At 71.2% G+C, this 24,447-nt stretch carries 24 protein-coding genes and 1 riboswitch; of the genes, 17 read left to right on the plus strand and 7 right to left on the minus strand.

What is annotated here, in order from left to right; translation table 11 throughout:
* Positions 1-173 precede the first annotated feature (173 nt).
* The 10 genes from ACFYZ4_RS39365 (at position 174) to ACFYZ4_RS39410 (ending at position 10,336) form a co-directional block, all read left to right on the plus strand.
* Positions 174-764 (plus strand): CDP-alcohol phosphatidyltransferase family protein, encoded by a 591-nt coding sequence (locus ACFYZ4_RS39365; protein ID WP_351299885.1) that lies wholly within the window; start codon positions 174-176, stop codon positions 762-764.
* Positions 765-864: 100 nt separating this feature from the next.
* On the plus strand, positions 865-3,360 hold the full coding sequence (locus ACFYZ4_RS39370; protein ID WP_030722413.1) for a mannose-1-phosphate guanyltransferase: 2,496 nt from the start codon (positions 865-867) through the stop codon (positions 3,358-3,360).
* Positions 3,361-3,472: 112 nt separating this feature from the next.
* A complete protein-coding gene (locus tag ACFYZ4_RS39375) occupies positions 3,473-4,381 on the plus strand; it encodes a DUF881 domain-containing protein (RefSeq protein WP_351596496.1) in 909 nt (302 codons plus the stop codon).
* Entirely contained in the window at positions 4,378-4,710 is a 333-nt protein-coding gene (locus ACFYZ4_RS39380) for a small basic family protein (RefSeq protein WP_030722407.1), read from the plus strand. Before ACFYZ4_RS39375 ends, ACFYZ4_RS39380 begins: the two co-directional genes overlap by 4 nt.
* 5 nt (positions 4,711-4,715) lie before the next feature.
* Positions 4,716-5,597, plus strand: coding sequence for a DUF881 domain-containing protein (locus ACFYZ4_RS39385; protein ID WP_390786278.1), 882 nt, complete (start codon positions 4,716-4,718; stop codon positions 5,595-5,597).
* Positions 5,598-5,682: 85 nt separating this feature from the next.
* Positions 5,683-6,627 carry an FHA domain-containing protein gene (locus ACFYZ4_RS39390; protein WP_234323816.1) on the plus strand — a complete coding sequence of 315 codons (945 nt, stop codon included), beginning with the start codon at positions 5,683-5,685 and terminating at the stop codon, positions 6,625-6,627.
* A gap of 71 nt (positions 6,628-6,698) precedes the next feature.
* Positions 6,699-7,460 carry a MerR family transcriptional regulator gene (locus ACFYZ4_RS39395; protein WP_390786279.1) on the plus strand — a complete coding sequence of 254 codons (762 nt, stop codon included), beginning with the start codon at positions 6,699-6,701 and terminating at the stop codon, positions 7,458-7,460.
* A gap of 63 nt (positions 7,461-7,523) precedes the next feature.
* Positions 7,524-7,997, plus strand: coding sequence for a bifunctional nuclease family protein (locus tag ACFYZ4_RS39400; RefSeq protein ID WP_030009777.1), 474 nt, complete (start codon positions 7,524-7,526; stop codon positions 7,995-7,997).
* A gap of 189 nt (positions 7,998-8,186) precedes the next feature.
* On the plus strand, positions 8,187-8,825 hold the full coding sequence (locus tag ACFYZ4_RS39405; RefSeq protein WP_351299897.1) for a MerR family transcriptional regulator: 639 nt from the start codon (positions 8,187-8,189) through the stop codon (positions 8,823-8,825).
* A gap of 44 nt (positions 8,826-8,869) precedes the next feature.
* Positions 8,870-10,336 carry a DNA polymerase IV gene (locus tag ACFYZ4_RS39410; RefSeq protein WP_351299900.1) on the plus strand — a complete coding sequence of 489 codons (1,467 nt, stop codon included), beginning with the start codon at positions 8,870-8,872 and terminating at the stop codon, positions 10,334-10,336.
* Positions 10,337-10,388: 52 nt separating this feature from the next.
* Here ACFYZ4_RS39410 and ACFYZ4_RS39415 read toward each other — a convergent pair whose 3' ends face one another.
* Entirely contained in the window at positions 10,389-10,754 is a 366-nt protein-coding gene (locus ACFYZ4_RS39415) for a PRC-barrel domain-containing protein (protein ID WP_351299903.1), read from the minus strand.
* Between the two features lie 112 nt (positions 10,755-10,866).
* Positions 10,867-10,965, plus strand: a riboswitch (glycine riboswitch).
* Positions 10,966-11,161: 196 nt separating this feature from the next.
* On the opposite strand from ACFYZ4_RS39415, the gene gcvP reads away from it, so the two are divergent.
* Positions 11,162-14,047 carry an aminomethyl-transferring glycine dehydrogenase gene (gene gcvP, locus ACFYZ4_RS39420; RefSeq protein ID WP_390786280.1) on the plus strand — a complete coding sequence of 962 codons (2,886 nt, stop codon included), beginning with the start codon at positions 11,162-11,164 and terminating at the stop codon, positions 14,045-14,047.
* Positions 14,048-14,184: 137 nt separating this feature from the next.
* Here gcvP and ACFYZ4_RS39425 read toward each other — a convergent pair whose 3' ends face one another.
* Together ACFYZ4_RS39425 and ACFYZ4_RS39430 are read right to left on the minus strand one after the other, a co-directional pair.
* Positions 14,185-14,373, minus strand: a complete 189-nt coding sequence (locus ACFYZ4_RS39425) for a DUF5999 family protein (protein WP_030009772.1) — start codon at positions 14,371-14,373, stop codon at positions 14,185-14,187.
* A 261-nt stretch (positions 14,374-14,634) separates the two neighbouring features.
* Positions 14,635-15,255: a hypothetical protein gene (locus tag ACFYZ4_RS39430; protein ID WP_351299909.1), complete on the minus strand. Its 621-nt coding sequence runs from the start codon at positions 15,253-15,255 to the stop codon at positions 14,635-14,637.
* A gap of 493 nt (positions 15,256-15,748) precedes the next feature.
* Here ACFYZ4_RS39430 and ACFYZ4_RS39435 point away from each other — a divergent pair, with 493 nt between their 5' ends.
* The 3 genes from ACFYZ4_RS39435 to ACFYZ4_RS39445 all read left to right on the plus strand — a co-directional run bounded on the left by ACFYZ4_RS39435 (position 15,749) and on the right by ACFYZ4_RS39445 (position 19,052).
* Entirely contained in the window at positions 15,749-17,281 is a 1,533-nt protein-coding gene (locus ACFYZ4_RS39435) for a glutamate--cysteine ligase (protein ID WP_390786281.1), read from the plus strand.
* A 135-nt stretch (positions 17,282-17,416) separates the two neighbouring features.
* Positions 17,417-18,217, plus strand: a complete 801-nt coding sequence (locus ACFYZ4_RS39440) for a type II CAAX endopeptidase family protein (protein ID WP_351299915.1) — start codon at positions 17,417-17,419, stop codon at positions 18,215-18,217.
* Positions 18,218-18,323: 106 nt separating this feature from the next.
* Positions 18,324-19,052, plus strand: a complete 729-nt coding sequence (locus tag ACFYZ4_RS39445) for a hypothetical protein (protein WP_351299918.1) — start codon at positions 18,324-18,326, stop codon at positions 19,050-19,052.
* 64 nt (positions 19,053-19,116) lie between these two features.
* Here the strand turns inward: ACFYZ4_RS39445 and ACFYZ4_RS39450 are convergent, their stop codons facing one another.
* Together ACFYZ4_RS39450 and ACFYZ4_RS39455 are read right to left on the minus strand one after the other, a co-directional pair.
* Entirely contained in the window at positions 19,117-19,959 is an 843-nt protein-coding gene (locus ACFYZ4_RS39450) for a PhzF family phenazine biosynthesis protein (RefSeq protein ID WP_390786282.1), read from the minus strand.
* An 84-nt stretch (positions 19,960-20,043) separates the two neighbouring features.
* Positions 20,044-20,229, minus strand: a complete 186-nt coding sequence (locus ACFYZ4_RS39455) for a hypothetical protein (protein WP_390786283.1) — start codon at positions 20,227-20,229, stop codon at positions 20,044-20,046.
* Between the two features lie 119 nt (positions 20,230-20,348).
* Between ACFYZ4_RS39455 and ACFYZ4_RS39460 the strand changes: the two genes are divergently transcribed.
* Positions 20,349-20,972, plus strand: coding sequence for a PadR family transcriptional regulator (locus tag ACFYZ4_RS39460; protein ID WP_351299927.1), 624 nt, complete (start codon positions 20,349-20,351; stop codon positions 20,970-20,972).
* 89 nt (positions 20,973-21,061) lie between these two features.
* On the opposite strand, the gene ACFYZ4_RS39465 is transcribed toward ACFYZ4_RS39460, so the two are convergent.
* Positions 21,062-21,490, minus strand: a complete 429-nt coding sequence (locus ACFYZ4_RS39465; protein ID WP_351590568.1) for an SRPBCC family protein — start codon at positions 21,488-21,490, stop codon at positions 21,062-21,064.
* Between the two features lie 172 nt (positions 21,491-21,662).
* Here ACFYZ4_RS39465 and ACFYZ4_RS39470 point away from each other — a divergent pair, with 172 nt between their 5' ends.
* Together ACFYZ4_RS39470 and ACFYZ4_RS39475 are read left to right on the plus strand one after the other, a co-directional pair.
* Positions 21,663-22,637, plus strand: coding sequence for a DMT family transporter (locus ACFYZ4_RS39470; RefSeq protein ID WP_384349165.1), 975 nt, complete (start codon positions 21,663-21,665; stop codon positions 22,635-22,637).
* Between the two features lie 160 nt (positions 22,638-22,797).
* Entirely contained in the window at positions 22,798-23,763 is a 966-nt protein-coding gene (locus ACFYZ4_RS39475; RefSeq protein WP_384349162.1) for a DMT family transporter, read from the plus strand.
* Here ACFYZ4_RS39475 and ACFYZ4_RS39480 read toward each other — a convergent pair.
* A complete protein-coding gene (locus ACFYZ4_RS39480; protein ID WP_390786284.1) occupies positions 23,745-24,446 on the minus strand; it encodes a pyridoxamine 5'-phosphate oxidase family protein in 702 nt (233 codons plus the stop codon). The two genes, ACFYZ4_RS39475 and ACFYZ4_RS39480, sit on opposite strands and share 19 nt — an antisense overlap.
* Position 24,447 lies beyond the last annotated feature (1 nt).

Here is a 24,447-nt window from a genome sequence, read left to right on the forward strand (position 1 = left end):
GGGGGACCCTGTGGGAGAGTAGGACGCCGCCGAACAATCATTGTGGGGAAGCCCCGCACCAAGCCTTCGGGCCCGGTGCGGGGCTTTTCTGCGTTCAGGACACGTGTGCGGTCTCCTGTAGGGTCAGGGTGCATCGAACGACCGTTTTCTACAGTCACAGTGGAGGCCCCCGGGTGGAGGTCCAGGAGACTCGGGTTCAGACGGACCGAATTTTCACCATTCCGAACATCCTGAGCATGGCTCGTCTCGCCGGCGTGCCCTTGTTCCTGTGGCTGATCCTCAGCGAGCACGACGGATGGGCCTTGGCCGTCCTCATGCTCAGCGGGGTCAGTGACTACCTCGACGGGAAGCTCGCGCGGCGCTGGAATCAGATCAGCAAGCTCGGCCGGCTGCTGGATCCGGCCGCGGACCGCCTCTACATCCTGTCGACGCTCTTCGGTCTGACCTATCGCGAGCTGCTGCCGCTGTGGCTCACCGGAGCGCTGCTCTTGCGTGAGCTGATGTTGCTGGTCATGGTGTGGATCCTGCGCCGTCACGGCTATCCGCCGCCGCAGGTCAACTTCCTCGGCAAGGCGGCGACCTTCAACCTGATGTACGCGTTTCCCTTGCTGCTCCTCAGTGACGGCACGGGTTGGTTGGCCTGGTTGGGGTCAGTTTTCGGATGGGCGTTCGCGGGGTGGGGTACAACCCTCTATTGGTGGGCAGGAATCCTTTACGTGGTTCAAGTCCGCCGTCTCGTGAAGGCTGACGCCACGGCCGATTGAGCCCGACCGGCGCCGGATGACGCGGAGGAGTTGCGGAGTCACCGACCGAGACGGGTGAGAGTCGGCACGACTGTCATCTCTCAAGGAGGATTCTTCCGACATGAAGGCCGTCGTGATGGCCGGTGGCGAAGGTACGCGTCTTCGTCCCATGACCTCGAGCATGCCCAAGCCGCTCCTGCCGGTGGCCAACCGGCCGATCATGGAGCACGTGCTCAGGCTGCTCAAGCGCCATGGGCTCAGCGAGACCGTGGTCACCGTGCAGTTCCTGGCGTCGCTCGTCAAGAACTACTTCGGGGATGGCGAAGAGCTCGGAATGGAGCTCACCTATGCCAACGAGGAGAAGCCACTCGGCACCGCCGGCAGCGTGAAGAATGCCGAGGAGGCCTTGAAGGATGATGCCTTCGTCGTCATTTCCGGCGATGCGCTCACCGACTTCGACCTCACCGATCTGATCCGCTTCCACAAGGAGAAGGGCGCACTCGTCACGGTGTGCCTCACCCGGGTGCCGAACCCGCTGGAATTCGGCATCACGATCGTGGACGAGGAGGGCAAGGTCGAGCGCTTCCTCGAGAAGCCGACCTGGGGCCAGGTGTTCTCCGACACCGTGAACACCGGTATCTACGTGATGGAGCCCGAGGTCTTCGATTACGTGGACCCGGACGTCTCCGTCGACTGGTCCGGCGATGTCTTCCCGCAGCTGATGAAGGAAGGCAAGCCGATCTACGGCTATGTGGCCGAGGGCTACTGGGAGGACGTGGGCACCCACGAGAGCTACGTCAAGGCGCAGGCCGACGTGCTCGAGGGCAAAGTCGACATCGAGATGGACGGCTTCGAGATCTCCCCCGGGGTGTGGATCGCCGAAGGAGCCGAGGTGAGCCCGGACGCGGTGCTGCGCGGGCCGCTGTACATCGGGGACTACGCCAAGATCGAAGCCGGCGTGGAGATCCGCGAGCACACCGTCATCGGGTCGAACGTCGTCGTCAAGAGCGGGGCCTTCCTGCACCGGGCCGTCATCCACGACAACGTGTACATCGGGCCCCACAGCAATCTCCGCGGCTGTGTCATCGGCAAGAACACCGACATCATGCGTTCCGCGCGGATCGAGGACGGGGCCGTCATCGGTGACGAGTGCCTCGTCGGTGAGGAATCGATCGTCCAGGGGAACGTACGCGTCTACCCCTTCAAGACGATCGAGGCCGGTGCCTTCGTCAACACGTCGGTCATCTGGGAGTCCCGCGGACAGGCGCACCTGTTCGGCGCGCGGGGAGTCTCCGGGATCCTGAACGTCGAGATCACCCCGGAGCTGGTGGTCCGGCTCGCCGGCGCCTATGCGACGACCCTGAAGAAGGGGGCGACGGTCACCACGGCCCGAGACCACTCCCGAGGCGCGAGAGCGCTCAAGCGGGCCGTGATCTCGGCGCTGCAGGCCAGCGCCATCAACGTACGGGACCTGGAGAACGTACCGCTGCCGGTGGCGCGGCAGCAGACCGCGCGCGGTACCGCCGGCGGGATCGTGCTGCGGACCTCGCCGGGCGTCCCGGACTCGGTGGACATCATGTTCCTGGACGAGCGCGGAGCGGACCTCTCGCTCCAGCAGCAGCGCAAGCTGGACCGCGTGTACGCGCGCCAGGAGTACCGGCGGGCGTTCCCCGGTGAGATCGGCGACCTGCAGTTCCCGGGCAGCGTCTTCGACGCGTACACGGGCTCGCTGCTGCGCAGGGTGGACACCACCGGGATCGGCGACGCCGGGCTCAAGGTGGTCGTGGACGCCTCCAACGGCAGCGCCGGGCTCGTCCTGCCGAGCCTGCTCGGACGGCTCGGCGTGGACGCCCTGACGATCAATCCCGGGCTCGACGAGTCCAGGCCGACGGAGACCACCGAGTCCCGGCGGGCCGGGCTGGTGCGGCTCGGGGAGATCGTGGCCTCGGCGCGGGCGGCCTTCGGGGTGCGGTTCGACCCGGTGGGCGAGCGGATCTCCCTGGTCGACGAGCGCGGGCGGATCATCGAGGACGACCGTGCCCTGCTGGTGATGCTCGACCTGGTGGCCGCGGAGAAGCGCAGCGGCAAGGTCGCGCTGCCGGTGACCACGACACGGGTCGCCGAGCAGGTGGCGGCCTACCACGGCACGCAGGTGGAGTGGACGACGACCTCGCCCGACGATCTGACCCGCGTGGGCCGGGCGGAGAACACCATCTTCGGCGGGGACGGCCGGGGCGGGTTCATCGTTCCGGAGTTCAGCAGTGTCTTCGACGGTTCGGCGGCCTTCGTACAGCTGCTCGGGCTGGTGGCGCGCACCCAGCTCACGCTGAGCCAGATCGATGCCCGGATCCCGCGGGCCCACGTGCTCAAGCGTGATGTTCCGACGCCGTGGGCGGTGAAGGGGCTCGTCATGCGGCGGGTCGTGGAGGCGGCCGGAGAGCGGCAGGTGGACACCACCGACGGGGTGCGGGTGGTCGAGACCGACGGACGGTGGGCGCTGGTTCTGCCGGACCCGGCGGAGGCGGTCACCCATCTGTGGGCCGAGGGTCCCGACGACGCGTCCGCGCAGGCCCTGCTCGACGAGTGGGCGGCCGTGGTGGACGGGGCCGGGCACTGAGCGTCGCCGCTTGGTGACGGCGTAGGACAGCGGTCCGGTGGGCCGGGTGCGGGAGTCCCGCCCCGGCCCACCGGATGGACGCATTGGGTGTGTGCGGCGCCGACATGCGACGATGTGCGGCATGTCGCAGCCGCCCCACAACCGGACTTCGGCGTCTCCTGTGCCTCCGCGCCCGGACGCTTCCATGTCGCTGCTGACGCACGTGATGGACCACGGTCTCGACGAGGGCTACGCGGAGGCCACGGCCCGGCGCGAGGCGGACGGAACGGCGGGCCTGCCCCGCACCCTCAAGGCCAAACTGGGGCTCGCCGCCGGGCTCGTGATCACCGCCATGGTCGTCACGCTCGGTGCGGCCGAGGCGCGGATAGCGGCGCCGGTGCTGGCCAAGGAGCGGCACGAGCTGATCGACCGGGTGGAGCGGGCCGACGAGCGCGCGGACGGCCTGGAGCGTGACATCGACCGCCTGAGGACCGATGTCGCGGCCCGCCAGCGTGCGGCGCTGAAGCAGCCCGGCGGCGGCCAGGGCGAGCTCGTGGCGCTGCTGGCCGGTGCCACGGAGGTGCGCGGCCCCGGGATCAAGCTGGTCGTGGACGATGCGAAGGGCGCTTCCTCCGGCGGCGGCGGGAAACCGCGCGAGAGCTCCGGTTTCTCGGACACCGGCCGGCTCCGCGACCGAGATATGCAGAAGATCGTCAACGGGCTGTGGCAGTCCGGGGCGGAGGCCGTCTCCATCAACGGGCAGCGGCTGACGGAGCTGTCGGCGATCAGGGCCGCGGGTGACGCGATACTGGTCGACAACAGGCCGTTGGTGCCCCCGTACGAGGTGCTGGCGGTGGGGGACAAGAAGCGGCTCGGCACGGCCTTCCAGGACTCGGCCGACGGCCAGTACCTGCACGTGCTGCAGGAGAGCTACGGGATCCGCTACAGCCTGTCCGCCGCGGACGAGGTGCGGCTGCCGGCCGCGTCGAGCCTGACCGTACGTACAGCTACACCGGTAGAGCAGCAGAAGGGTGCATCGTGATCGCGGTACTGGGCCTCTTGGCCGGAGTGGTGGTCGGACTTCTGGTCCGGCCCGAAGTACCGGCCGTGGTGGAGCCTTATCTGCCGATCGCCGTGGTGGCGGCGCTGGACGCGGTGTTCGGCGGTCTGCGCGCGATGCTGGACGGGATCTTCGTCGACAAGGTCTTCGTGGTGTCGTTCCTGTCGAACGTGGTGGTGGCGGCGCTGATCGTCTTCCTCGGTGACAAGCTCGGCGTCGGCTCGCAGCTGTCGACGGGTGTGGTCGTGGTCTTCGGCATCCGCATCTTCTCCAACGCCGCGGCCATCCGTCGGCACGTCTTCCGGGCGTGAGGCCGATGAGTACGAACGACAGTCCCGAGGAGTCGGAGTCGGGGTCGGGGTCGGGGTCGGCGTCGGGGCCCGCCGGACAGCCGCCGCGGGACGTGCCGCCGCAGGACGTGCCGAAGAAGGACGAGCCCGCGCCGCCGGTGCAGCAGTCCGCGCCGGCCGCGCAGCCCGAGGAGACCGGGCGGCAGCGGCTCGCGGCCGGGCTGTGGCCGCCGCGGGTGAGCCGGGCGCAACTGATCGTCGCGCTGCTGCTGTTCGTCCTGGGGCTGGGTCTGGCCATCCAGGTGCGGTCCAACAGCGAATCCAGCGCGCTGCGCGGGGCCCGTCAGGAGGACCTCGTACGGATCCTCGACGAGCTCGACGGGCGGACCAAGCGCCTGGAGGAGGAGAAGCAGGCGCTGGAGGATCAGCGCAAGGAGCTGGAGAGCAGCTCCAACCAGGCCGAGGAGGCCCGCAGGCAGACCGTGGAGAAGGAGCGTCAACTCGGCATCCTGGCCGGTACCGTGGCAGCGCAGGGGCCGGGCATCACGCTGAAGATCACCGATCCGACGGGCCAGGTGCAGTCCGACCAGCTGCTGGACACGCTCCAGGAGCTGCGGGCGGCCGGGGCCGAGGCGATCCAGATCAACGGTGTGCGCATCGTGGCCGGCTCGTACTTCTCGGACGAGAACGGCGGGGTCGCGATCGACGGTAAGAAGATCACACAGCCCTACGAGTTCAAGGTGATCGGCAAGCCCCAGGATCTGGAGCCGGCGCTCAACATTCCCGGTGGTGTCGTCCAGACGCTGGAGAAGGAGCAGGCGACCGTTGCCGTCACACGGTCGGCGAAGATCGTTGTGGATGCCTTGCGGGCTGCGAAGCAGCCTGACTACGCTCGGTCGTCATCGTGAGGAACCGGAGTGAAGGGTGGAGCGGCTCACGCGGGCGGATGCCTGCGGGGGGTCGACGCACCGAAGTCGCGGTGCGTGGTGGAAACTGTCTGGTGGTTACGGACGTTGTGAGAATGTCCGGGTCGGCAGGTGTCTGCATTCGGAGTTCGTCCTGCCCCACGGGCGGGTCTGTTTCGGTCAAGGGGAATCGCCCGTGAAGTTGTTTGAGAAGTTGTTCGGCAAGAAGAACCGCGAGGACAGCGGTTCGGCACGGCACCGTGCCGGTCACGGCGACGTGGAAGGGCAGGGCGACCGGCCGCTCTTCCGCGACGAGGTCGCCGGCGCGGGTGATGTTCAGGGTGGCCACGGCGCGTCGGCCGTTGACCCTGCCGGTACCGGAGGCATAGGTTTCGGTGAACCATCAACCTCAACTGCGGGTGGAGGGTTCGCCCCCGACCCGTACGCCACCAACGCCTCCGCGGGGCAGCCGCGGCGCGAGGAGCCGTCCATGTCGGCCGAGCAGATTTGCAGCAGGTGCGGACACCGCAGCGATGCGGCCAGTCGGTTCTGCTCCAACTGCGGGGCGCCGCTGCGGCCGGGTCTGACGCCGGAGCGAGCTTCGGAGACCACGTCCACCATCTCGATCTCGGGCCTGGAGGCCTACGAGGCCGAGGTGTCGGGACAAACGCACGTGTCGTCCTCGCTGTCCCCCGAGGCCCAGGCCGCGGTGGAAGCGCTGCCGCCCGGTTCCGCCCTGCTCATCGTGCGGCGCGGTCCCAACTCCGGTAGCCGCTTCCTGCTGGACGGCGAGCTGACCACCGCGGGCCGGCACCCGCAGAGCGACATCTTCCTGGACGACGTCACCGTCTCCCGGCGCCATGTCGACTTCCGCCGGGGTCCGGACGGCGGCTTCACCGTCTCCGACGTGGGCAGCCTCAACGGCACGTACGTGAACCGGGAACCGATCGACTCCGTCGCCCTGCACAACGGCGACGAGGTGCAGATCGGCAAGTACCGGCTGGTCTTCTACGCGAGCCTGCGGGGCATCTGACCCCTTCCGGACTCCGTCCGGGGGGACCCCCACCCCCGGACCCGGTCCGGGGGCTTCCCAGGGAAGGTCCCATGCTGCGCAACCCGACAGGGGGTGCCGGAAACGGCGCCGCCGGCTCGGCCGGGCGGCTGGTGAGCATCGGCACGGTGCTCACCACGCTGCGTGACGAGTTCCCCGAAGTCACCATCTCGAAGATCCGTTTCCTGGAGGCGGAGGGGCTCGTCGAGCCGCGGCGCACCCCTTCGGGATACCGCAAGTTCAGCACCGACGACGTGGAGCGCCTGGCCCGCATCCTGCGTCTACAGCGCGACCACTACCTGCCGCTGAAGGTCATCCGCGAGCAGCTCGACGCGCTCGCCCGCGGTGAGCAGATCCGCATCCCGGCGCCCACGGCGCACGGGGACTCCGACGACCCCACCAGCCCGGCGGCCGTGTACGGCGAGGTCGGGCGGGAGCGTCCCACCGTGGCCCGGGTGGGCCGGGCTGAGCTGATCGCCGCCGCCGAGGTGGACGAGGTCCAGCTGGTCGAGTGGGAGTCGTACGGGCTGCTGGCGGAGGCCCCGGGCGGTGGTTTCGACGCCGAGGCGGTCACGGTGGCCCGGCTCGTGGCCGATCTGGGGCGTTTCGGGCTGGAGCCGCGGCACCTGCGGGCGATGAAGGCTGCGGCCGACCGTGAGGCGGGCCTGGTGGAGCAGGTCGTGGCACCGCTGCGCCGGCACCGCAATCCGCAGACCAGAACGCATGCGGAGGCCACGTTGAAGGAGCTGGCGGGGCTCTCAGTACGGCTGCACGAGGCCCTCGTGCAGACCGCTCTGGGGGTCCGTTTGCGGTGACCGCGCTGGTCGGCGTGGAGCCCCGACTACCCAAACCTGCCGGGCAGGTCCTAGGGTTGCTGTGTGAACGAGCTCGACGTTGTGGGTGTCCGGGTGGAAATGCCCTCCAACCAACCGATCGTGCTCCTGCGTGAAGTGGGAGGCGACCGGTACCTCCCCATCTGGATCGGTCCGGGGGAGGCGACCGCCATTGCCTTCGCACAGCAGGGGATGGCTCCTGCCCGACCGCTGACGCACGACCTGTTCAAGGACGTGCTGGAGGCGATCGGTGAGGAACTCACCGAGGTCCGGATCACGGATCTGCGGGAGGGCGTCTTCTACGCGGAGCTCGTCTTCGCCAGCGGGGTCGAGGTGAGCGCGAGGCCTTCCGATGCCATAGCGCTGGCCCTGCGGACGGGGACGCCGATCTACGGCAGTGACGGCGTGCTGGACGACGCCGGAATCGCCATTCCGGACGAGCAGGAGGACGAGGTGGAGAAGTTCCGCGAGTTCCTCGACCAGATCTCGCCCGAGGACTTCGGCACCGGCCCGCAGTGAGGCGCGGGCCGCGTCGCCCCCGCGATCCGCGGGGGACTTTCAGCCCATTCGATTAGCCTTTCCCCATAACGGGATACGGGAAACCACTCTCAGGGTGATTATCACTCGGCGTGCCGAGTGTGGCGATCGTTGACGCACCCCTGGTGACTGCCTACCTTCAAGGTGGCAGGTCAAGGACGGAGGGTCGGCGTGAGGATCACGGGCGACGGTACGACCGGGGGCACCCCCGTACGGAGTGATGCTGGGCCGTACCCGCTGCACGGCGGCGCGGTCGGGTCCGCGCGCCGTCAGCCGGAGTCGACGCCGGTCGGACCGGTGGGCGGTGAACCGGCGCCCGAGCAGATCGGCTACCGCGGGCCGACGGCGTGTGCGGCGGCCGGCATCACGTACCGGCAGCTGGACTACTGGGCGCGGACCGGGCTGGTGGAGCCCAGCGTGCGGCCCGCGTACGGGTCGGGCACGCAGCGGCTCTACAGCTTCCGCGACGTGGTGGTCCTCAAGATCGTCAAGCGCTTCCTGGACACCGGGGTGGCGCTGCAGAACATCCGCACGACGGTCCAGCACCTGCGTGACCGCGGGTTCTCGGACCTGGAGCGGATGACGCTGATGAGCGACGGCGCCACCGTGTACGAGTGCACCTCCCCGGACCAGGTCGTGAGCCTGCTCCAGGGCGGGCAGGGCGTCTTCGGCATCGCCGTGGGCGTGGTGTGGCGCGATGTCGAGAGCGCGCTGTCGCAGCTGCACGGGGAGCGCGTGGACACCGGCGAGACCATGGTCGGGCACAACCCGACGGACGAGCTGGCCGCCCGCCGCAACCGCGCCGTCTGATCCGGGCCGGGGAAATGTCAGTGCCGTAGGGCAGCATCGGTGCCGTGAGAGCCGCGCCGACCATCCTGCACCTGGACATGGACGCCTTCTACGCCTCCGTCGAGCAGGCGTCGAAGCCGAGCCTGCGGGGCAAGGCCGTCATCGTCGGCGGGCTCGGGCCGCGCGGGGTCGTCGCCACGGCTTCGTACGAGGCCAGGCGCTTCGGCGTGCACTCGGCGATGCCGATGGGGCAGGCGCGGCGGCTCTGCCCGAACGGCGCGTACCTGATCCCGCGCTTCAGCCTCTACCGGCAGGTCAGCGACGTGGTGATGGCCCTGCTGCGGGAGCTGTCGCCGCTCGTGGAGCCACTCAGCCTGGACGAGGCCTTCGTGGATCTGGAGGCGGGCGGCGTGGCCTTCGACTCGCGGACCGCCCGGACGACGGGGGAGCGGCTGCGGGCCGACATCAGGGCCGCCACGGGGCTCAGCGGGTCGGTGGGGCTGGCCGGGTCGAAGATGCTGGCCAAGGTGGCGTCCGAGGAGGCCAAGCCGGCCGGGCTGCTGCTGATCGAGCCGGGGACCGAGCGCGAGCTGCTCGCGCCGATGTCGGTACGGACCCTGCCCGGGGTGGGGCCGGCCACGGGCGAGCACCTGCGCCGTGCCGGGATCACCACGGTCGGGGAGCTGGCCGAGGCGGGGGAGGACGAGCTGGTCCGGATGCTCGGGCGCGCGCACGGCGTCGGCCTGTACCGGATGGCGCTGGGGCTGGACGACCGGCCGGTGGTCGCGGAGCGGGACGCGAAGTCGGTGTCGGTCGAGGACACCTTCGACGTGGACCTGCACGACCGCGTACGGATCAGGAACGAGGTGCAGCGGCTCGCCGACCGGTGCGTGCAGCGGCTGCGGGGGTCGGGGCACTCGGGGCGGACGATCGTGCTGAAGGTGCGGCGCTACGACTTCTCCACGCTGACGCGGTCCGAGACGCTGCGCGGGCCCACGGACGATCCCGCGGTGGTGCGGGAGGCCGCGGCGCGGCTGCTGGAGGGCGTGGACACCACGGGCGGGGTGCGCCTGCTGGGGGTCGGGGTGACGGGGCTGGCGGACTACACGCAGGAGGACCTGTTCGCGCAGTCGCGCGCCGCTGAGCCGGATGGGGAGGACGAGGCGGACGGGGCGAGCGAGGCGGCAGGGGCGGGCCCGGCGGCCGGAGCGGGCGGGAACGGCGAGCCCGGAACCGCAGCGGCGGCTGTGGAGGCCTCCTGGGCTCAGGCGGCCGCCCAGCCGCCCGGGGAGCCGGAGCCGGCTCCGGAGCGGCGCTGGCCGGCCGGGAGCGACGTACGGCACGCGCTCTACGGGCCCGGGTGGGTGCAGGGCAGCGGGGTCGGGCGGGTGACCGTACGGTTCGAGCAGCCCGGATCGTCGGAGCCCGGCCGGGTGCGGACCTTCCGGGTGGACGACCCCGAGCTGGAGCCGTCCGATCCGCTGCCGCTGGTGGGGGACGGGGAGCCGGGAGCCGCGGCCGCACCGGCATGATCCGGAAGTCCGACGGTGGCTGCGGCCCGCCCCCGGCCCGTGCGCCCGGGGCTCAGCCCTCGTCGCCCGCCAGGCGGCCGAAATCGCGTGAGAACTCCGTGGGCAGGGTCGTGTCCAGGCCGTAGTGGTGGTAGAGCTGCAGCTCCTGTTCGGGGGAGAGGTGGCGGCCGACGCCGAAGTCGGGGGCGTCCCTGATGAGGGAGCGTTCGAAGGGCACGCGCAGGGTGTCGCCCACCATCTCGCTCGGCTCCAGCGGGACGAAGGCGTCCCGGCTGAACAGGCCCGTACGGACGGCCGCCCATTCCGGGACGCCGGTGGCATCGTCGAGGTAGACCTCGTCGATCGTGCCGATCTTGGTGCCATTGCGGTCGAACGCCTTGCGGCCGATCAGGCTGCGCGGATCGATGTCGGTCTGCACGGTCCCTCCAAATGGTCGCAACTCCTCCGTAATGACTACAGAAGTGCATAACGGCAGCGGAGGCCACTCGGGGAGGGCCCAGAACCTCGCTGGTAGGCTGGGTGATGGCTGTCGACCCTGTGCGGGAGAGTCCTCCGAGTGAACGAGACGGAGGCGCCGAAGGAGCAAATCCTCCCCGGAATCTCTCAGGCATACGTACCGCACGGACGAGGCCACTCTGGAAAGCAGGAGCGGGTACCGGGCGCGCAGTGCCGGTCCCTCTCCTCACCGACGGTGAAAGCCGGAGCGCAAGGGCGACCCCCCTGACTCCGGTGAAACTCTCAGGTGCAGATGACAGAGGGGGAGGCCGTCCGGGTGCCCGCGCCGTGGTGCCCCTCGCAGGTCATACGACCAGGAGGCCTCCCAACATGACCGCCAACCGCATTCCGCTCTCCCAGCTGGAGCGAGGCATCCCCTTCGAACAGCGCCACATCGGCCCGGATGCCGAGGCGCAGGCGAAGATGCTCGCCCATGTGGGCTACGGCTCCCTGGACGAACTGACCGCCGCCGCGGTCCCGGATGTGATCAAGACCGCCGAGGCGCTCGACCTGCCCGAGGCGCTGACCGAGGCCGAGGTGCTCGCCGAGCTGCGCTCGCTCGCCGACCGCAACCAGGTCCTCTCCTCCATGATCGGTCTCGGCTACTACGGGACCTTCACCCCGCCGGTCATCCTCCGCAACGTCATGGAGAACCCGGCCTGGTACACGGCGTACACCCCGTACCAGCCGGAGATCTCCCAGGGCCGCCTCGAAGCCCTCCTGAACTTCCAGACGGTCGTCGCCGACCTCACGGGGCTGCCGACCTCGGGCGCCTCGCTGCTCGACGAGGGCACCGCGGCCGCCGAGGCCATGACGCTGGCCCGCCGCGTGGGCAAGGCCAAGGGGAACATCTTCCTCGTGGACGCCGACGCGCTGCCGCAGACCATCGCCGTCATCGAGACCCGAGCCGAGCCGATCGGCATCGAGGTCGTCGTCGCCGACCTGTCCGCCGGCATCCCGGCCGAGATCGCCGAGCGCGGCGTCTACGGCGTCCTCGTCCAGTACCCGGGCGCCTCCGGTGCCGTGCGGGACATCAAGCCGGTCATCGACCAGGCGCACGAGCTCGGCGCCATCGTCGCCGTCTCCGCCGACCTGCTCGCGCTGACCCTGCTGACCTCCCCGGGCGCGCTCGGCGCGGACATCGCCGTCGGCACCACCCAGCGCTTCGGCGTCCCGATGGGCTTCGGCGGACCGCACGCCGGTTACATGGCCGTCCAGGACAAGCACGCGCGTTCGCTGCCCGGCCGCCTGGTCGGCGTCTCCGTGGACGCGGACGGCAACAAGGCGTACCGCCTGGCGCTGCAGACCCGCGAGCAGCACATCCGCCGCGAGAAGGCCACCAGCAACATCTGTACCGCCCAGGTGCTGCTCGCCGTGATGGCCGCCATGTACGCCGTCTACCACGGCCCGGACGGTCTGCGGACGATCGCCCGCCGGACCCACCGCTACGCCGCCCTGCTCGCCGCGGGCCTGACGGCCGGCGGGGTCGAGATCGTGCACGGCTCGTACTTCGACACGGTCACCGCCCGCGTTCCGGGCCGCGCGGCCGAGGTCGTCGCCGCCGCCCGCGAGGGCGGCGTCAACCTGTACCTGGTCGACGCCGACCACGTCTCCGTCGCCTGCGACGAGACCACCCTGCGCGCCGACGTCGAGGCCGTCTGGGCCGCATTCGGCGTCACCGCCGAGATCGAGGCGCTCGACGCGACCGCGGCGGACACCCTGCCCGAGGGCCTGCTGCGCACGGACGACTACCTGACGCACCCGGTCTTCCACCAGCACCGCTCCGAGACCGCGATGCTGCGCTACCTGCGCAAGCTCTCGGACAAGGACTACGCGCTGGACCGCGGCATGATCCCGCTGGGCTCCTGCACCATGAAGCTCAACGCGACCACCGAGATGGAGCCGGTCACCTGGCCCGAATTCGGCCAGCTGCACCCCTTCGCCCCGGTGGAGCAGGCCGAGGGTTACCTCACGCTCATCACCGAGCTGGAGGAACGTCTCTGCGAGGTCACCGGCTACGACAAGGTGTCCATCCAGCCCAACGCCGGCTCCCAGGGTGAGCTCGCCGGCCTGCTGGCCGTCCGCGCCTACCACCGCGCGAACGGCGACGAGCAGCGCACCATCTGCCTCATCCCGTCCTCCGCGCACGGCACCAACGCCGCCAGCGCCGTGATGGCCGGCATGAAGGTCGTCGTCGTCAAGACCGCCGACGACGGCGAGGTGGACGCGGCCGACCTGCGCGCCAAGATCGAGCAGTACCGCGACGAGCTCGCCGTGCTGATGATCACGTACCCGTCCACGCACGGTGTGTTCGAGGAGCACGTCGCCGACATCTGCGCCCAGGTCCACGAGGCCGGCGGCCAGGTCTACGTCGACGGCGCCAACCTGAACGCCCTGGTGGGCCTCGCCAAGCCGGGCCACTTCGGCGGCGACGTCTCGCACCTGAACCTGCACAAGACCTTCTGCATCCCGCACGGCGGCGGCGGCCCGGGCGTCGGCCCGGTCGGTGTCCGGGCGCACCTGGCCCCGTACCTGCCGAACCACCCGCTCCAGCCGACCGCGGGCCCGGAGACGGGCGTCGGCCCGATCTCGGCCGCCCCGTGGGGCTCGGCGGGCATCCTGCCGATCTCCTGGTCGTACGTGCGCCTGATGGGCGGCGAAGGCCTCAAGCGCGCCACCCAGGTGGCGGTGCTCGGCGCCAACTACATCGCCAAGCGCCTGGAGCCGCACTACCCGGTGCTCTACACCGGCCCGGGCAACCTGGTCGCGCACGAGTGCATCATCGACCTGCGCCCGCTGTCGAAGTCCACGGGCGTGAGCGTGGACGACATCGCCAAGCGTCTGATCGACTACGGCTTCCACGCCCCGACGATGTCCTTCCCGGTCGCCGGCACGCTGATGATCGAGCCGACGGAGTCCGAGGACCTCGCCGAGATCGACCGCTTCTGCGACGCGATGATCGCCATCCGCGGCGAGATCGAGCGGGTCGCGGGCGGCGAGTGGCCGGCGGACGACAACCCGCTGGCCAACTCCCCGCACACCGCGGCGGCGCTGGGCGGCGACTGGAACCACGCGTACACCCGCGACGAGGCCGTCTTCCCGGGCGGGGTCACGGCCGCCGAGAAGTACTGGCCGCCGGTGCGCCGCATCGACGGTGCCTTCGGCGACCGCAACCTGGTGTGCTCCTGCCCGCCGCTGGACGAGTACGACCACTGACACCGAGCGGTGCGGTGACATGCGCGGTGACATGTGCGGTGACATGAAGAACGCGACATGAAGAAGGGGCCGGTCCGGGAAGTCTCCCGGGCCGGCCCCTTCCGCGTCGCGTGCGTCCGCCGGGCCGTCCTCAGCGCCTACGCCGCCGCGAGCGGGCGGTGCGGGGCGATGATCTGGCCGTCCGGCAGCAGCTCACCGGTGTCCTCGAAGAGCAGGACGCCATTGCACAGCAGGCTCCAGCCCTGCTCCGGGTGGTTGGCCACCGGGCGCGCGGCCTCCCGGTCGGCGGATTCGGCTGACGGGCAGGCTGGCTGGTGCTGGCACATGGATGCGTTCTTTCGCTGCGGTGTGGTCTGCGTGCTACGGCTCGATACGTGGTTCATGGCCGTCCCCCTGGGTCATCCCCGCACCCGCGGGGAGCGTGTCATCAGTGTTCCCCCATGACAGCCGCTTCGCAGGTATTTCCCGGCAGCTGTCCTCACAGATTGATGACGCATCACTCGTGCGGGCGGTTCAGGCCAACTCCCCTGTCATTTCGGATGGTTCGCAAGTGGCCCGAGCGGACTAGGCCGAATGGGCTACTCGGGTCAGGCGGCGGGTGCGGCCAGCGACGGAGGGACGGGCGCCGTGGCGGGCGTCAGCCGGTGGGTGAGCACGGGCAGCAGCTCGGAGACGGGATGCGGACGGAACGGGGCGATGCCGGGCGGGGCCGGAGCCAGCGGCACCAGCAGGTCCTCGCCGGCGGGCAGCCCGGCGGCGGCGTCGGCCCCCACCGCCCCGTGCAGCCACAGGGTCAGCATGTAGAGCTCCGGTACGGACAGCAGCCGCGGCTGGTAGCTCGTACCGAGGGACTCCGCCTGGCGCAGGGCGCGTTCGGTGGCGGCGACGTAGGGCCCCTCGAAGAAATGGGAGAAGACCCAGCCGTCGGGGGTCAGGCGGGTGTCGGCCGCCGCGACGTGACGGTCCCCGCTGCGGATCAGGAACCGCCAGCCGGTGAGCCGCGTGCGGGGCGGCCTGCCGCCGGCCGCGAGGGTGGACATGCCCAGCCGGTCGAGGACGTGCACCGGGAGGGGGAGTTCGGCGGTCAGTGGCCCCTGGATCGCGCGCAGGGACGGGGTGTGCGCCTCGTGGACGGCGGTGGGAGAACCGAGTGCCGCGAGGACGCTGCGCAGGGCGGGCGCGGGAGCCGGAGGGACATGCAGCGGCATGGTGGGTCGCCTCTCACTTGGGAGACCTGTGGAACGGGGGCAGGTGCGGACGGCGCTGTCGCATTCTGGGGCCAGAGGGGGGCCGAGGGGCAATGGCCGCGCGCCAACTCTCTGCCTCGTTTGCGGAGTTTATACGACATGTGTTCACGCAGTGTTTCGGCTAGCTGTCCCGCCTATTGCCGACAAGGCGCTTACCGGTCTCGCTGACATGGCATTCATGCCGGATGTGCGCGAACGTGTCGCGCTGACCTCGGAGGTTACCGGACGGGGGCTCGGCTGGAAAGCATCGGTTTTGGAGAACACGCAAAGTCGAAGCGGAATTTGCGCAAGGCGACTTGCCAGGTGAATGTGCCGAAGCGCCCTTCGGCCAAACCGGCGCGCGCTCCTCGCCACGCACGCCCCCACCGCGTTATGGATCACGCTGCCGGGGCATCATCGACCGTAATGCGCGCCTGGGTGTCCCGGGCGGGCCCACTCGAGGAGGGACGCTTCGATGGGGGAGAAGGTCGTGGCGGGCGGATTCGACCTGTCCGATCGGCAGCGGTATCGAAGGAAGCTTCACGAGTGTCTGGAGGGGCTGGAGCGACTCCTGGCGGAGAAGAGGTTCGATCGCCCGAAGAACATGATGGGACTGGAGATCGAGCTGAATCTCGCGGGCGCCGACGGGTTGCCGAGAATGGTGAATGCCCAGGTGCTGGAGCGGATAGCGAGCCCTGATTTCCAGACCGAACTGGGAATGTTCAATCTGGAGGTCAACGTCCTGCCGCACCGGCTCGGCGGACGGGTATTCGACCAGCTCGCCGAGGAACTCAGCGCGGGTCTGGGCTATGCCCACCGGCAGGCCGCGGAGATCGATGCCGGCGTGGTGATGATCGGCATTCTGCCGACGATCTCCCGCGCCGACCTGGTCACCGCCAACCTGTCGGCCGTGGACCGCTACTCGCTGCTCAACGAGCAGATCCTGATGATGCGCGGGGAGGACTTCACGCTCGACATCGACGGGGTCGAGCGGCTGATCTGGAACTCCGGGTCGATCGTGCCGGAGGCCGCCTGCACCTCCGTACAACTGCACCTCCAGGTGACACCGGCCCGGTTCCCCGCCGTGTGGAACGCGGCGCAGGTCGTGGCCGCCGCGCAGATAGCCGTCGGCGCCAACTCGCCCTTCCTGTTCGGGCGCGAGCTGTGGCGGGAGTCGCGGCCGCCGCTGTTCACACAGGCCACCGACACCCGGCCGCCCGAACTCCAGGCGCAGGGAGTACGGCCGCGCACCTGGTTCGGGGAGCGGTGGGTGGACTCGGCGTACGAGCTCTTCGCCGAGAACGTCCGCTACTTCCCCGCCCTGCTGCCGATATGCGACGAGGAGGAACCGCTGCGGGTGCTCGCCGAGGGCGGGGTGCCGGGGCTGCAGGAACTGGTCCTGCACAACGGGACCGTCTACCGGTGGAACCGGCCCGTGTACGGGGTCGCCGACGGGGTGCCGCACCTGCGGGTGGAGAACCGGGTGCTGCCGGCCGGCCCGACGGTCGCCGACGTCGTCGCCAACGCCGCCTTTTACTACGGGCTGGTGCGCACCCTCGCGGACGAGCAGCGCCCGGTGTGGACCCGGCTGCCCTTCGCCGAGGCGGAGGCGAACTTCGACGCGGCCTGCCGGTACGGGATCGACGCGCGGCTGCGGTGGCCCCGCCGGGGCCGGGCCGGGGGGCTGGCGAGCGTGCCCGCCGTACGGCTGGTCCTGGACGAGCTGCTGCCGATGGCGGCGGCGGGGCTGGACGCGTGGGGCATCGAGCCCGCGGACCGGGACCACTACCTCGGCATCATCGAGGAGCGCTGCCGGCGGCGGGTGAACGGGGCGACCTGGCAGGTGGACACCTACCACCGGGCGCTGGCGGCCGGGCTGGAGCGGGACGAGGCGCTGGCCGCGACCACCCGCAGGTACAGCGAGCTGATGCACAAGGGCGACCCCGTGCACACCTGGCCCGTGGGGCCGGGGGAGGAGGTGACCCCCGCGGTGCCGCAGGCCCGCTGAGCGGGCGCGTGACCGGAGCCGTCCGGCCGTCCCGCCGATGCCGATGATCCCGTAGTCCCCCCGCCGTGATCCTCCCGGTCTCCCGAGGAGGCAGTATGGGGTGGTCGCAACGGGATGGCAGGACGGGAGTCGGGCGTGCGGACGGATCCGGAGCCGGTGTTCGTGGAGCTGGGCGAGGACGGGCGGCGGGCTCTCCTGCGCAACGAGACGCTGCTCGTCCTCGCGCTGTCGCTGGGGGCGAGCGGGGTCTCGGCGCTGATCAGCTTCATCGGCTCGCTCACCAAGCCGGGCGGGCTGAAGGACCAGGCCGCCACCCTCAACGGCTCGTACGCCCCGGGCCGGCCCTGGCTCGACCTGGCGTGGCAGCTGTTCGGCATCGCGAGCGCGCTGGTCCCCGTCCTGCTGGTGGCGCACCTGCTGACCCGCGAGGGCGCCCCCGGACTGCGGGTACTGGGCTTCGACCGCACCCGACCCCTGGGCGACCTGGCCCGGGGCGCTCTCGTCGCCGCGGGGATCGGGAGTGCGGGGCTCGCCTTCTACCTGGGGGCGCGGGCCGCCGGATTCAACCTCACGGTGGTGCCCGAGGCGCTGCCGGACGTGTGGTGGAAGTTCCCCGTACTGATCCTCTCCGCGCTGCAGAACGCCGTGGTGGAGGAGGTCATCGTGCTGGCCTACCTGCTGCGCCGGCTCGACCAGCTCGGCTGGTCGCCGACGGCCGCGCTGCTGGCCAGCTCGGCCCTGCGCGGCTCCTACCACCTCTACCAGGGCATCGGCGGCTTCATCGGGAACATGGTGATGGGCGTCGTCTTCGTCCTGGCCTACCGCCGCTGGGGCCGGGTGGGACCGCTCGTCGTCGCGCACGCCCTCCTCGACATCGTGGCCTTCGGCGGCTACGCCCTGCTCGCGGGCAAGGTGGGCTGGCTGCCCACGCCCTGATGCGCCCGCCCGCGCCGTGATGCGGCGGTGCACCCGATCGGCCCTGCCCGGCGGGGGCGCGGGCCCGGGCGGTGCGACGCTGGAGGGGAGTGAGGAGGCGCGCCCGGTGGCTGTTGTGGACTCCCTGATTCCGTTCGCGCCGTTCTTCGTGCCCGTGGTCAGCGGGCTGGTGGGCGGGGCCAGCCTCCTCATCCGGGACCGCCGCGAGGCACGCAGCTCCGACCACCACTACCGCAGGCGCCTGGAGAAGGCCCAGCTGGAGGTCCAGTTCCTCACCGGCTGGATCCAGGCCAAGGAGCTGGCGCCGACCGACTCGCCGGCCCCGGACCCGGAGCCGGGGCGCTGGCTGGACGAGTGCTACGCGTCGGTGCGCCGCGCCAAGGCCGACACGGGCGGCCGCCACCGGACGGGGCCGGTCTCGCTGCGCCGCCTCCTGCTGCTGGGGGAGGTGAGCGGCCCGGCGAAGAGCGTGCGGGTCGCGTACTGGATCTCCCTCGTCCTGTTCAACGGGGCGCTCGCGTGGTGGGTGAACGCGCTCGTCCTCGGCGTGCCCGGTTTCGTGCACGAGGAGGGCGCCTCCGAGTCCGAGGAGATCGGCTCCTACCTGGCATTGGCGGGCGTCTTCTTCGTCGTGTCGGCCGTCCTGTGGGTGTGGACGGTGCACCTGGGCGCGGCGGAGCCGGAGCAGGTCTACCGCAAGCGGATCGACTCGGCCGCCTGGGCGGAGCAGGAGGAGAAGCGGCGGAGCGCCGCACGTGCGAAGGCGGAGGCGAAGGCGGCGAAGGGGCGATCGAAGGGCGCAGGGAAGGGCGCCGGGGGCGGGGCCGCGGGCTGACCCGGCCCTGCCCCGGCCCCTGTCCCCCCGGCCCGGCGCGCGCCCTCGTGTCGGTGCCCTGTGGTCACCCCGCCTGTGCGTCTCCGGGCGGGGACGCGAACAGCTCGCCGTCGAGGACGGTGACGGCCCGGCCGGCCAGCAGGGTGCGGTCGCCCGCCAGGGTCACCCGTACGAGACCGCGGCGGGCGCCGCCCTGGAGGCCGGTCAGCTCCGCCCGGCCCAGCCGCTCGGCCCAGAAGGGGGCCAGCGCGGTGTGGGCGCTTCCGGTCACCGGGTCCTCGTCGATCCCGAAGGCGGGGAAGAAGCCGCGGGAGACGAAGTCGTACCCGCGGGAGGGATCCTCGGCGGCCGCGGTGACGATGACCCCGCGCTTGGCGAAGGCGCGCAGGGCGGCGTGGTCCGGCGTCAGTTCGCGGACGGTCTTCTCGTCGGCGAGCTCGATCACGAGGTCGCCGATGTGCGCGGCGGTGTCGTGCACGGAGAGGATCGGCGCCCCGCCGAGCGCGTGGTCCACGGCGGCCGGCGCCGGGACCGGGGTCAGTGAGGACGTCGGGAAGTCCATGGTGATCGTGCCGTCCTCGGCGGTCTCGGCCGTGAGGATCCCGCAGCGCGCGGAGAAGCGGATCAGCCCCGTGGCGAGGCCCGCGGACGCCAGGACGTGCGCGGTGGCCAGTGTCGCGTGGCCGCACATGTCGACCTCGGCGGCCGGGGTGAACCAGCGCAGCGCCCAGTCGGCGTCCCCGCCGGGCGGCAGGGGATGGGCGAAGGCGGTCTCGGAGAGGTTCACCTCGGAGGCGACCTGCTGGAGCCAGGCGTCCGGGGGGAAACCGGTGTCGAGGAGCAGGACTCCGGCGGGGTTCCCGTGGAAGGGCCGGTCGGTGAAGGCGTCGACGATTCGGATGCGCATGCCCCGACGGTAGGGCGGTTCCTTGATCACCGACAAAGGCCAATCCGGGGCGACTGGACCGGTCGCCGCCCCGGGCGGGCCGGCTCAGGTACGGGAGAGGGCCTTGGTGCCCGACAGCAGCGGGACGGTCCAGGGCCTGGACGGCCGGCCCCGACCTGCGGCACCGGCGACGGGAACTTCCGCCTCGGACGAGTACACGCACTGGTGCAGGTTGAAGTAGTCGCCGGCCAGCTGCCGGGGGCCGTCGGCGGTGGCCGGGCCCGGCAGCATGAGCGTGTCGCTGACGAGTTTCCGATATATCGTTGACGCATCGCGATGGATCAGCGATAGTTGAGCCATCGGACAACCGATGACACGAAGCACGACAACGTGACGAAAGGAGCGCAGTCATGCGTTCACACGGACAGCACGGACACGACCACGGCCATGACCACGGACGGGGCCACGACCACTGCGGGCCCGATCGTCGGGAGGGTTTCAAGGGGCGTCGCGCCGCCTTCGGACCGTTCGGGCCGCCCTTCGGCGGCGGGCCCTTCGGTGGCCGGGGCGGGCGCGGTGGGCGAGGCGGCGGACGGGCCCGGCGCGGGGACGTACGCGCCTCGATCCTGGCGCTGCTCGCCGACCGGCCGATGCACGGCTACGAGATGATCCAGGAGATCGGCGAGCGCAGCGGCGGGGCCTGGAAGCCCAGCCCCGGCTCGGTCTACCCGACCCTGCAGCTGCTCGAGGACGAGGGGCTCATCACGAGCGAGAGCGAGGGCGGCAAGAAGCTGTTCACGCTCACCGACGCCGGCCGCACCGAGGCCGAGTCGGGCCCCGACGCGCCGTGGGCCGACGCCGGCCGCGGCTTCGACTTCGAGGCGATGCACGAGATCCGGACGGCCGGGATCGGCCTGATGGAAGCCTTCGGGCAGGTCTTCAAGACCGGCTCGCCCGAGCAGCGCGAGAAGGCGCTCGGGGTCATCAACGACGCCCGCAAGAAGCTCTACCTGATCCTGGCCGACGAGCACTGAGGACCGGACGGGTCCCGGCACCACGCAGCGCGCCCCGCGAGATCTTCTCGCGGGGCGCGCCGTCGTGTACGGGGGTGGGCGGCGGCCGGTCAGGCCACCAGGCCGGCCAGCTTGCGCAGCGACTCGTTCAGCGCGGCGGTGGCCGAGTCCTTGAGCTTGCCCGCCATCAGCGAAACGGCCGCCCCGGTGAACTCTCCGTCGATCCGGACCGTGGTGGCCCCGCCGTCCGGGGTGAGGGTGTACCGGGTGAGGACGGCCACGCCCATCGGGCCCTTGCCGGTGATGGCGAAGAGGCGCTCGTCCTCCAGCTCTGAGACGGTCCAGACGACCTCGGCCGGGAAGCCCATCATCTTCATGTTCTCGGCGAAGGTGGACCCGACCGCGAGGGTCTCCGGGCCGCCCTTCGGGAAGTTCGTGTGGGTCATGCTCCACTGGCCGTACGCGTCCCAGTCCGTGAGCTGGGACCAGAGCTTCGCGGCGGACGCCTCGATGCGTGATTCCGCGGTGACTTCGGCCATGCGACCACCCCTTCTCGTCGGGTACGTGCGGCGGAACGTAGCCCTGGCGGGCGGAACATTCAATACTGACGACCTGTCAGAAATCATGGGGGTCGGCAGGGCGCGGTATCGAGTGCGTCTCAACAGGTGTCACGGCCGTGACGGTACTGACCGGCCCTGTCATGATGGCCGGATGCAAGCGTCAGGGAAAAATGCCGGGCTGGGCCTCGCCCTCGTCTCGGCGTTCGCGTTCGGTGGTTCCGGAGTGGCGGCGAAGCCGCTGATCGAGGCGGGTCTGGACCCCCTCCACATGGTCTGGCTCAGGGTGGCCGGGGCGGCGCTCGTGCTGTCCCCGCTGGCCTGGCGACACCGTGACCTCGTCCTGCGCAGGCCCCTGCTGCTCGCCGGCTTCGGGCTGGTCGCCGTCGCGGGTGTGCAGGCCTTCTACTTCGCCTCCCTCTCCCGGATCCCGGTGGGCGTGGCCCTGCTGCTGGAGTACCTGGGCCCCGCGCTGCTGCTCGGCTACATACGCTTCGTGCAGCGCAAGCCCGTGACGCGGGGCGCCGCCGCGGGCGCGGCCGTGGCCGTCGTCGGCCTGGCCTGCGTGGTCGAGATCTGGTCCGGGCTGAGCCTGGACCCCCTCGGCGTGCTGTTCGGCCTCGCCGCGGCCTGCTGCCAGGCCTTCTACTTCGTCTTCGCCGACCAGGGCGCCGACGGCGACGACGCCCCCGACCCGCTCGGAGTGATCGCGTACGGCATGCTCGTCGGCGCCCTGGTGATGACCGTGATCGCCCGGCCGTGGGAGATCGACTGGCAGGTGCTGGGCGGCCAGGCCTCGGTGGGCGGCACGATGATGCCCGCGCCGGTGCTGCTCGCCTGGGTGGTGCTGGTCGCGACCGTCTTCGCGTACCTGACCGGTGTGGTCTCGGTGCGCAGGCTCTCGCCGCAGGTCGCGGGCGTGGTGGCCTTCCTGGAGGCGGTCGTCGCCACGGTGCTGGCCTGGGTCCTGCTCGGCGAGTACCTCTCGACCTGGCAGATCGTCGGCGGCGGCCTGGTGCTGGGCGGTGCCTTCATCGCCCAGTCCTCCCGGCCGTCCCCGCCGGTCCCGCCCGTCCCGCCCGCCGTGGGCGGTCCGGCCCTGCTGGACCGCGAGACGACGACGGCCTAGGCTGGCGATCATGCATTCGACCGTGCTTCCGCCTGCTGCCGCCTAGCGCGGGCGGCGCCTCGACGATCTGACCCGGCCCGGGAGTTCCCGGGCGGGTACGTGCTGCCCGCGAAGCGATGACCTGCTTCTTCTCATCCTTCACGCAAGCGCGGAGAGTTTCGTGTCGAACCATTCGCCCGCTGCCGGGCGCAGTCTGCTGTACCTCGTCGTCGCCGGAGCCGCCTGGGGCACCGCCGGGGCGGCCGCCTCACTCCTCTTCCTGGCCAGTGACCTCGGCCCGCTCGCCCTGTCGTTCTGGCGGTGCGCGGGCGGGCTCGTGGTGTTGCTGGGGGTGCTCGCCGTACGGGGGTCCCGTTCCGGGCCGAGGCTGACGCGGCCCCCGGTGGGTTCGCTGATCGCGACCGGGCTGCTCTTCACCGTCTTCCAGGCCGCGTACTTCGCCGCCGTGCGCGAGACCGGCCTCGCGGTGGGCACCGTGGTCACGCTCGGCGCCGGGCCGGTGATCATCGCGCTCGGGGCGCGCCACTGGATGGGCGAGCGGCTCGGCCGCGGCGGCGTGGCCGCCGTCCTCGGCGCGCTGGCGGGGCTGGCCGTACTGGTGCTGGGCAGCGGGGGCGGCGAGGTGCGCCCGCTCGGCGTCGGCTGGGCGCTGCTGTCGGCCGCCGGCTACGCGGGGATGACCCTGCGGGCCCGGTGGCTCGGGCAGCGCGGCGCGGGCGGCGACCCGCTGGTGACCACCGCCTGGTCGGTCGCGGTGGGCACGGTGTGCCTGCTCCCGCTCGCGGCGGCGGAGGGGCTGCTGCCGCACACCGCCGACATCGGGCGGGTGCTCTGGCTGCTGGTGTACGTGGCCACCGTGCCGACGGCGCTGGCGTACGCGCTCTACTTCACCGGAGCCGCGGCGGTACGGGCCGCCACCGTGTCGGTGATCATGCTGATCGAGCCGGTGAGTGCGGCCGTGATCGCCGTCCTGCTCCTCGGCGAACGGCTGACCGCCGCTGTGGTGCTGGGCACCGTACTGCTGCTGACGGCGGTGGGCGCCCTGATCGCGGCGGAATCGCGCCGTCCGGCGGAGGCGGCCGTGCCCGCCGCCGTCCGGCGCAGTCCTCAGAGCGCGGTGATGTAGTCCGGGACGGCGATGCCGGGGGCCAGGTCCTCGGCGGGCTCCGGGGTGCCGAACACGGGGGCGACCGGGACCACGCCCGCCCAGTGGGGCAGGTCCAGGTCCTCGGCGTCGTCGTTGCTCGGGCCGGTGCGCAGCTTCGCGGACACCTCGGTCAGATCCACCCGGATCACCGCCGTGGCTGCGAGCTCCCTGGCGTTGGCGGGCCGGATGTCGGCGGAGCGGCCCGGCACCGCGGAGTCGACCAGGGCGTCCAGGGCCATCCGGCACTCCGCCTCGTCGGTGACCTGGTAGGCGGTGCCGTGCACGACCACCGAGCGGTAGTTGAGCGAGTGGTGGAAGGCCGAGCGGGCCAGCACGAGACCGTCGACGTGGGTCACGGTCACGCAGACGGCCAGGCCCGGATCGGCCTTGCCGGCCGCGAGCAGCGGGCGGGAGCCGGTGGAGCCGTGGATGTAGATCGACTCGCCGACCCGGGCGAACAGCGTGGGCAGGACCACGGGCGCACCGTCACGGACGAAGCCGAGATGGCAGATGTAGGCCTCGTCGAGTATCGAGTGCACCGTCTCGCGGTCGTAGCGCGCCCGGTCGCGGGATCGGGTGGGGACCGTGCGGTCGGTGGGCTCGTACGCGCCGGTCGTCCCGGTGCGCTCGGTCGTCGTCTCCGTGGCGGGCGTGGCGGTCATG

The sequence above is a fragment of the Streptomyces sp. NPDC001513 genome, assembly GCF_042894695.1.
In the GTDB taxonomy this organism is placed as follows: domain Bacteria; phylum Actinomycetota; class Actinomycetes; order Streptomycetales; family Streptomycetaceae; genus Streptomyces.

Coding starts and splice junctions, on each gene's coding strand:
- ACFYZ4_RS39370 (WP_030722413.1), top strand. CDS start 865: ATGAAGGCCGTCGTGATGGCCGGTGGCGAAGGTACGCGTCTTCGTCCC.
- ACFYZ4_RS39375 (WP_351596496.1), top strand. CDS start 3,473: ATGTGCGGCATGTCGCAGCCGCCCCACAACCGGACTTCGGCGTCTCCT.
- ACFYZ4_RS39385 (WP_390786278.1), top strand. CDS start 4,716: ATGAGTACGAACGACAGTCCCGAGGAGTCGGAGTCGGGGTCGGGGTCG.
- ACFYZ4_RS39395 (WP_390786279.1), top strand. CDS start 6,699: ATGCTGCGCAACCCGACAGGGGGTGCCGGAAACGGCGCCGCCGGCTCG.
- gcvP (WP_390786280.1), top strand. CDS start 11,162: ATGACCGCCAACCGCATTCCGCTCTCCCAGCTGGAGCGAGGCATCCCC.
- ACFYZ4_RS39425 (WP_030009772.1), bottom strand. CDS start 14,373: ATGTGCCAGCACCAGCCAGCCTGCCCGTCAGCCGAATCCGCCGACCGG.
- ACFYZ4_RS39430 (WP_351299909.1), bottom strand. CDS start 15,255: ATGCCGCTGCATGTCCCTCCGGCTCCCGCGCCCGCCCTGCGCAGCGTC.
- ACFYZ4_RS39435 (WP_390786281.1), top strand. CDS start 15,749: ATGGGGGAGAAGGTCGTGGCGGGCGGATTCGACCTGTCCGATCGGCAG.
- ACFYZ4_RS39450 (WP_390786282.1), bottom strand. CDS start 19,959: ATGCGCATCCGAATCGTCGACGCCTTCACCGACCGGCCCTTCCACGGG.
- ACFYZ4_RS39455 (WP_390786283.1), bottom strand. CDS start 20,229: ATGCTGCCGGGCCCGGCCACCGCCGACGGCCCCCGGCAGCTGGCCGGC.
- ACFYZ4_RS39460 (WP_351299927.1), top strand. CDS start 20,349: ATGCGTTCACACGGACAGCACGGACACGACCACGGCCATGACCACGGA.
- ACFYZ4_RS39465 (WP_351590568.1), bottom strand. CDS start 21,490: ATGGCCGAAGTCACCGCGGAATCACGCATCGAGGCGTCCGCCGCGAAG.
- ACFYZ4_RS39470 (WP_384349165.1), top strand. CDS start 21,663: ATGCAAGCGTCAGGGAAAAATGCCGGGCTGGGCCTCGCCCTCGTCTCG.
- ACFYZ4_RS39480 (WP_390786284.1), bottom strand. CDS start 24,446: ATGACCGCCACGCCCGCCACGGAGACGACGACCGAGCGCACCGGGACG.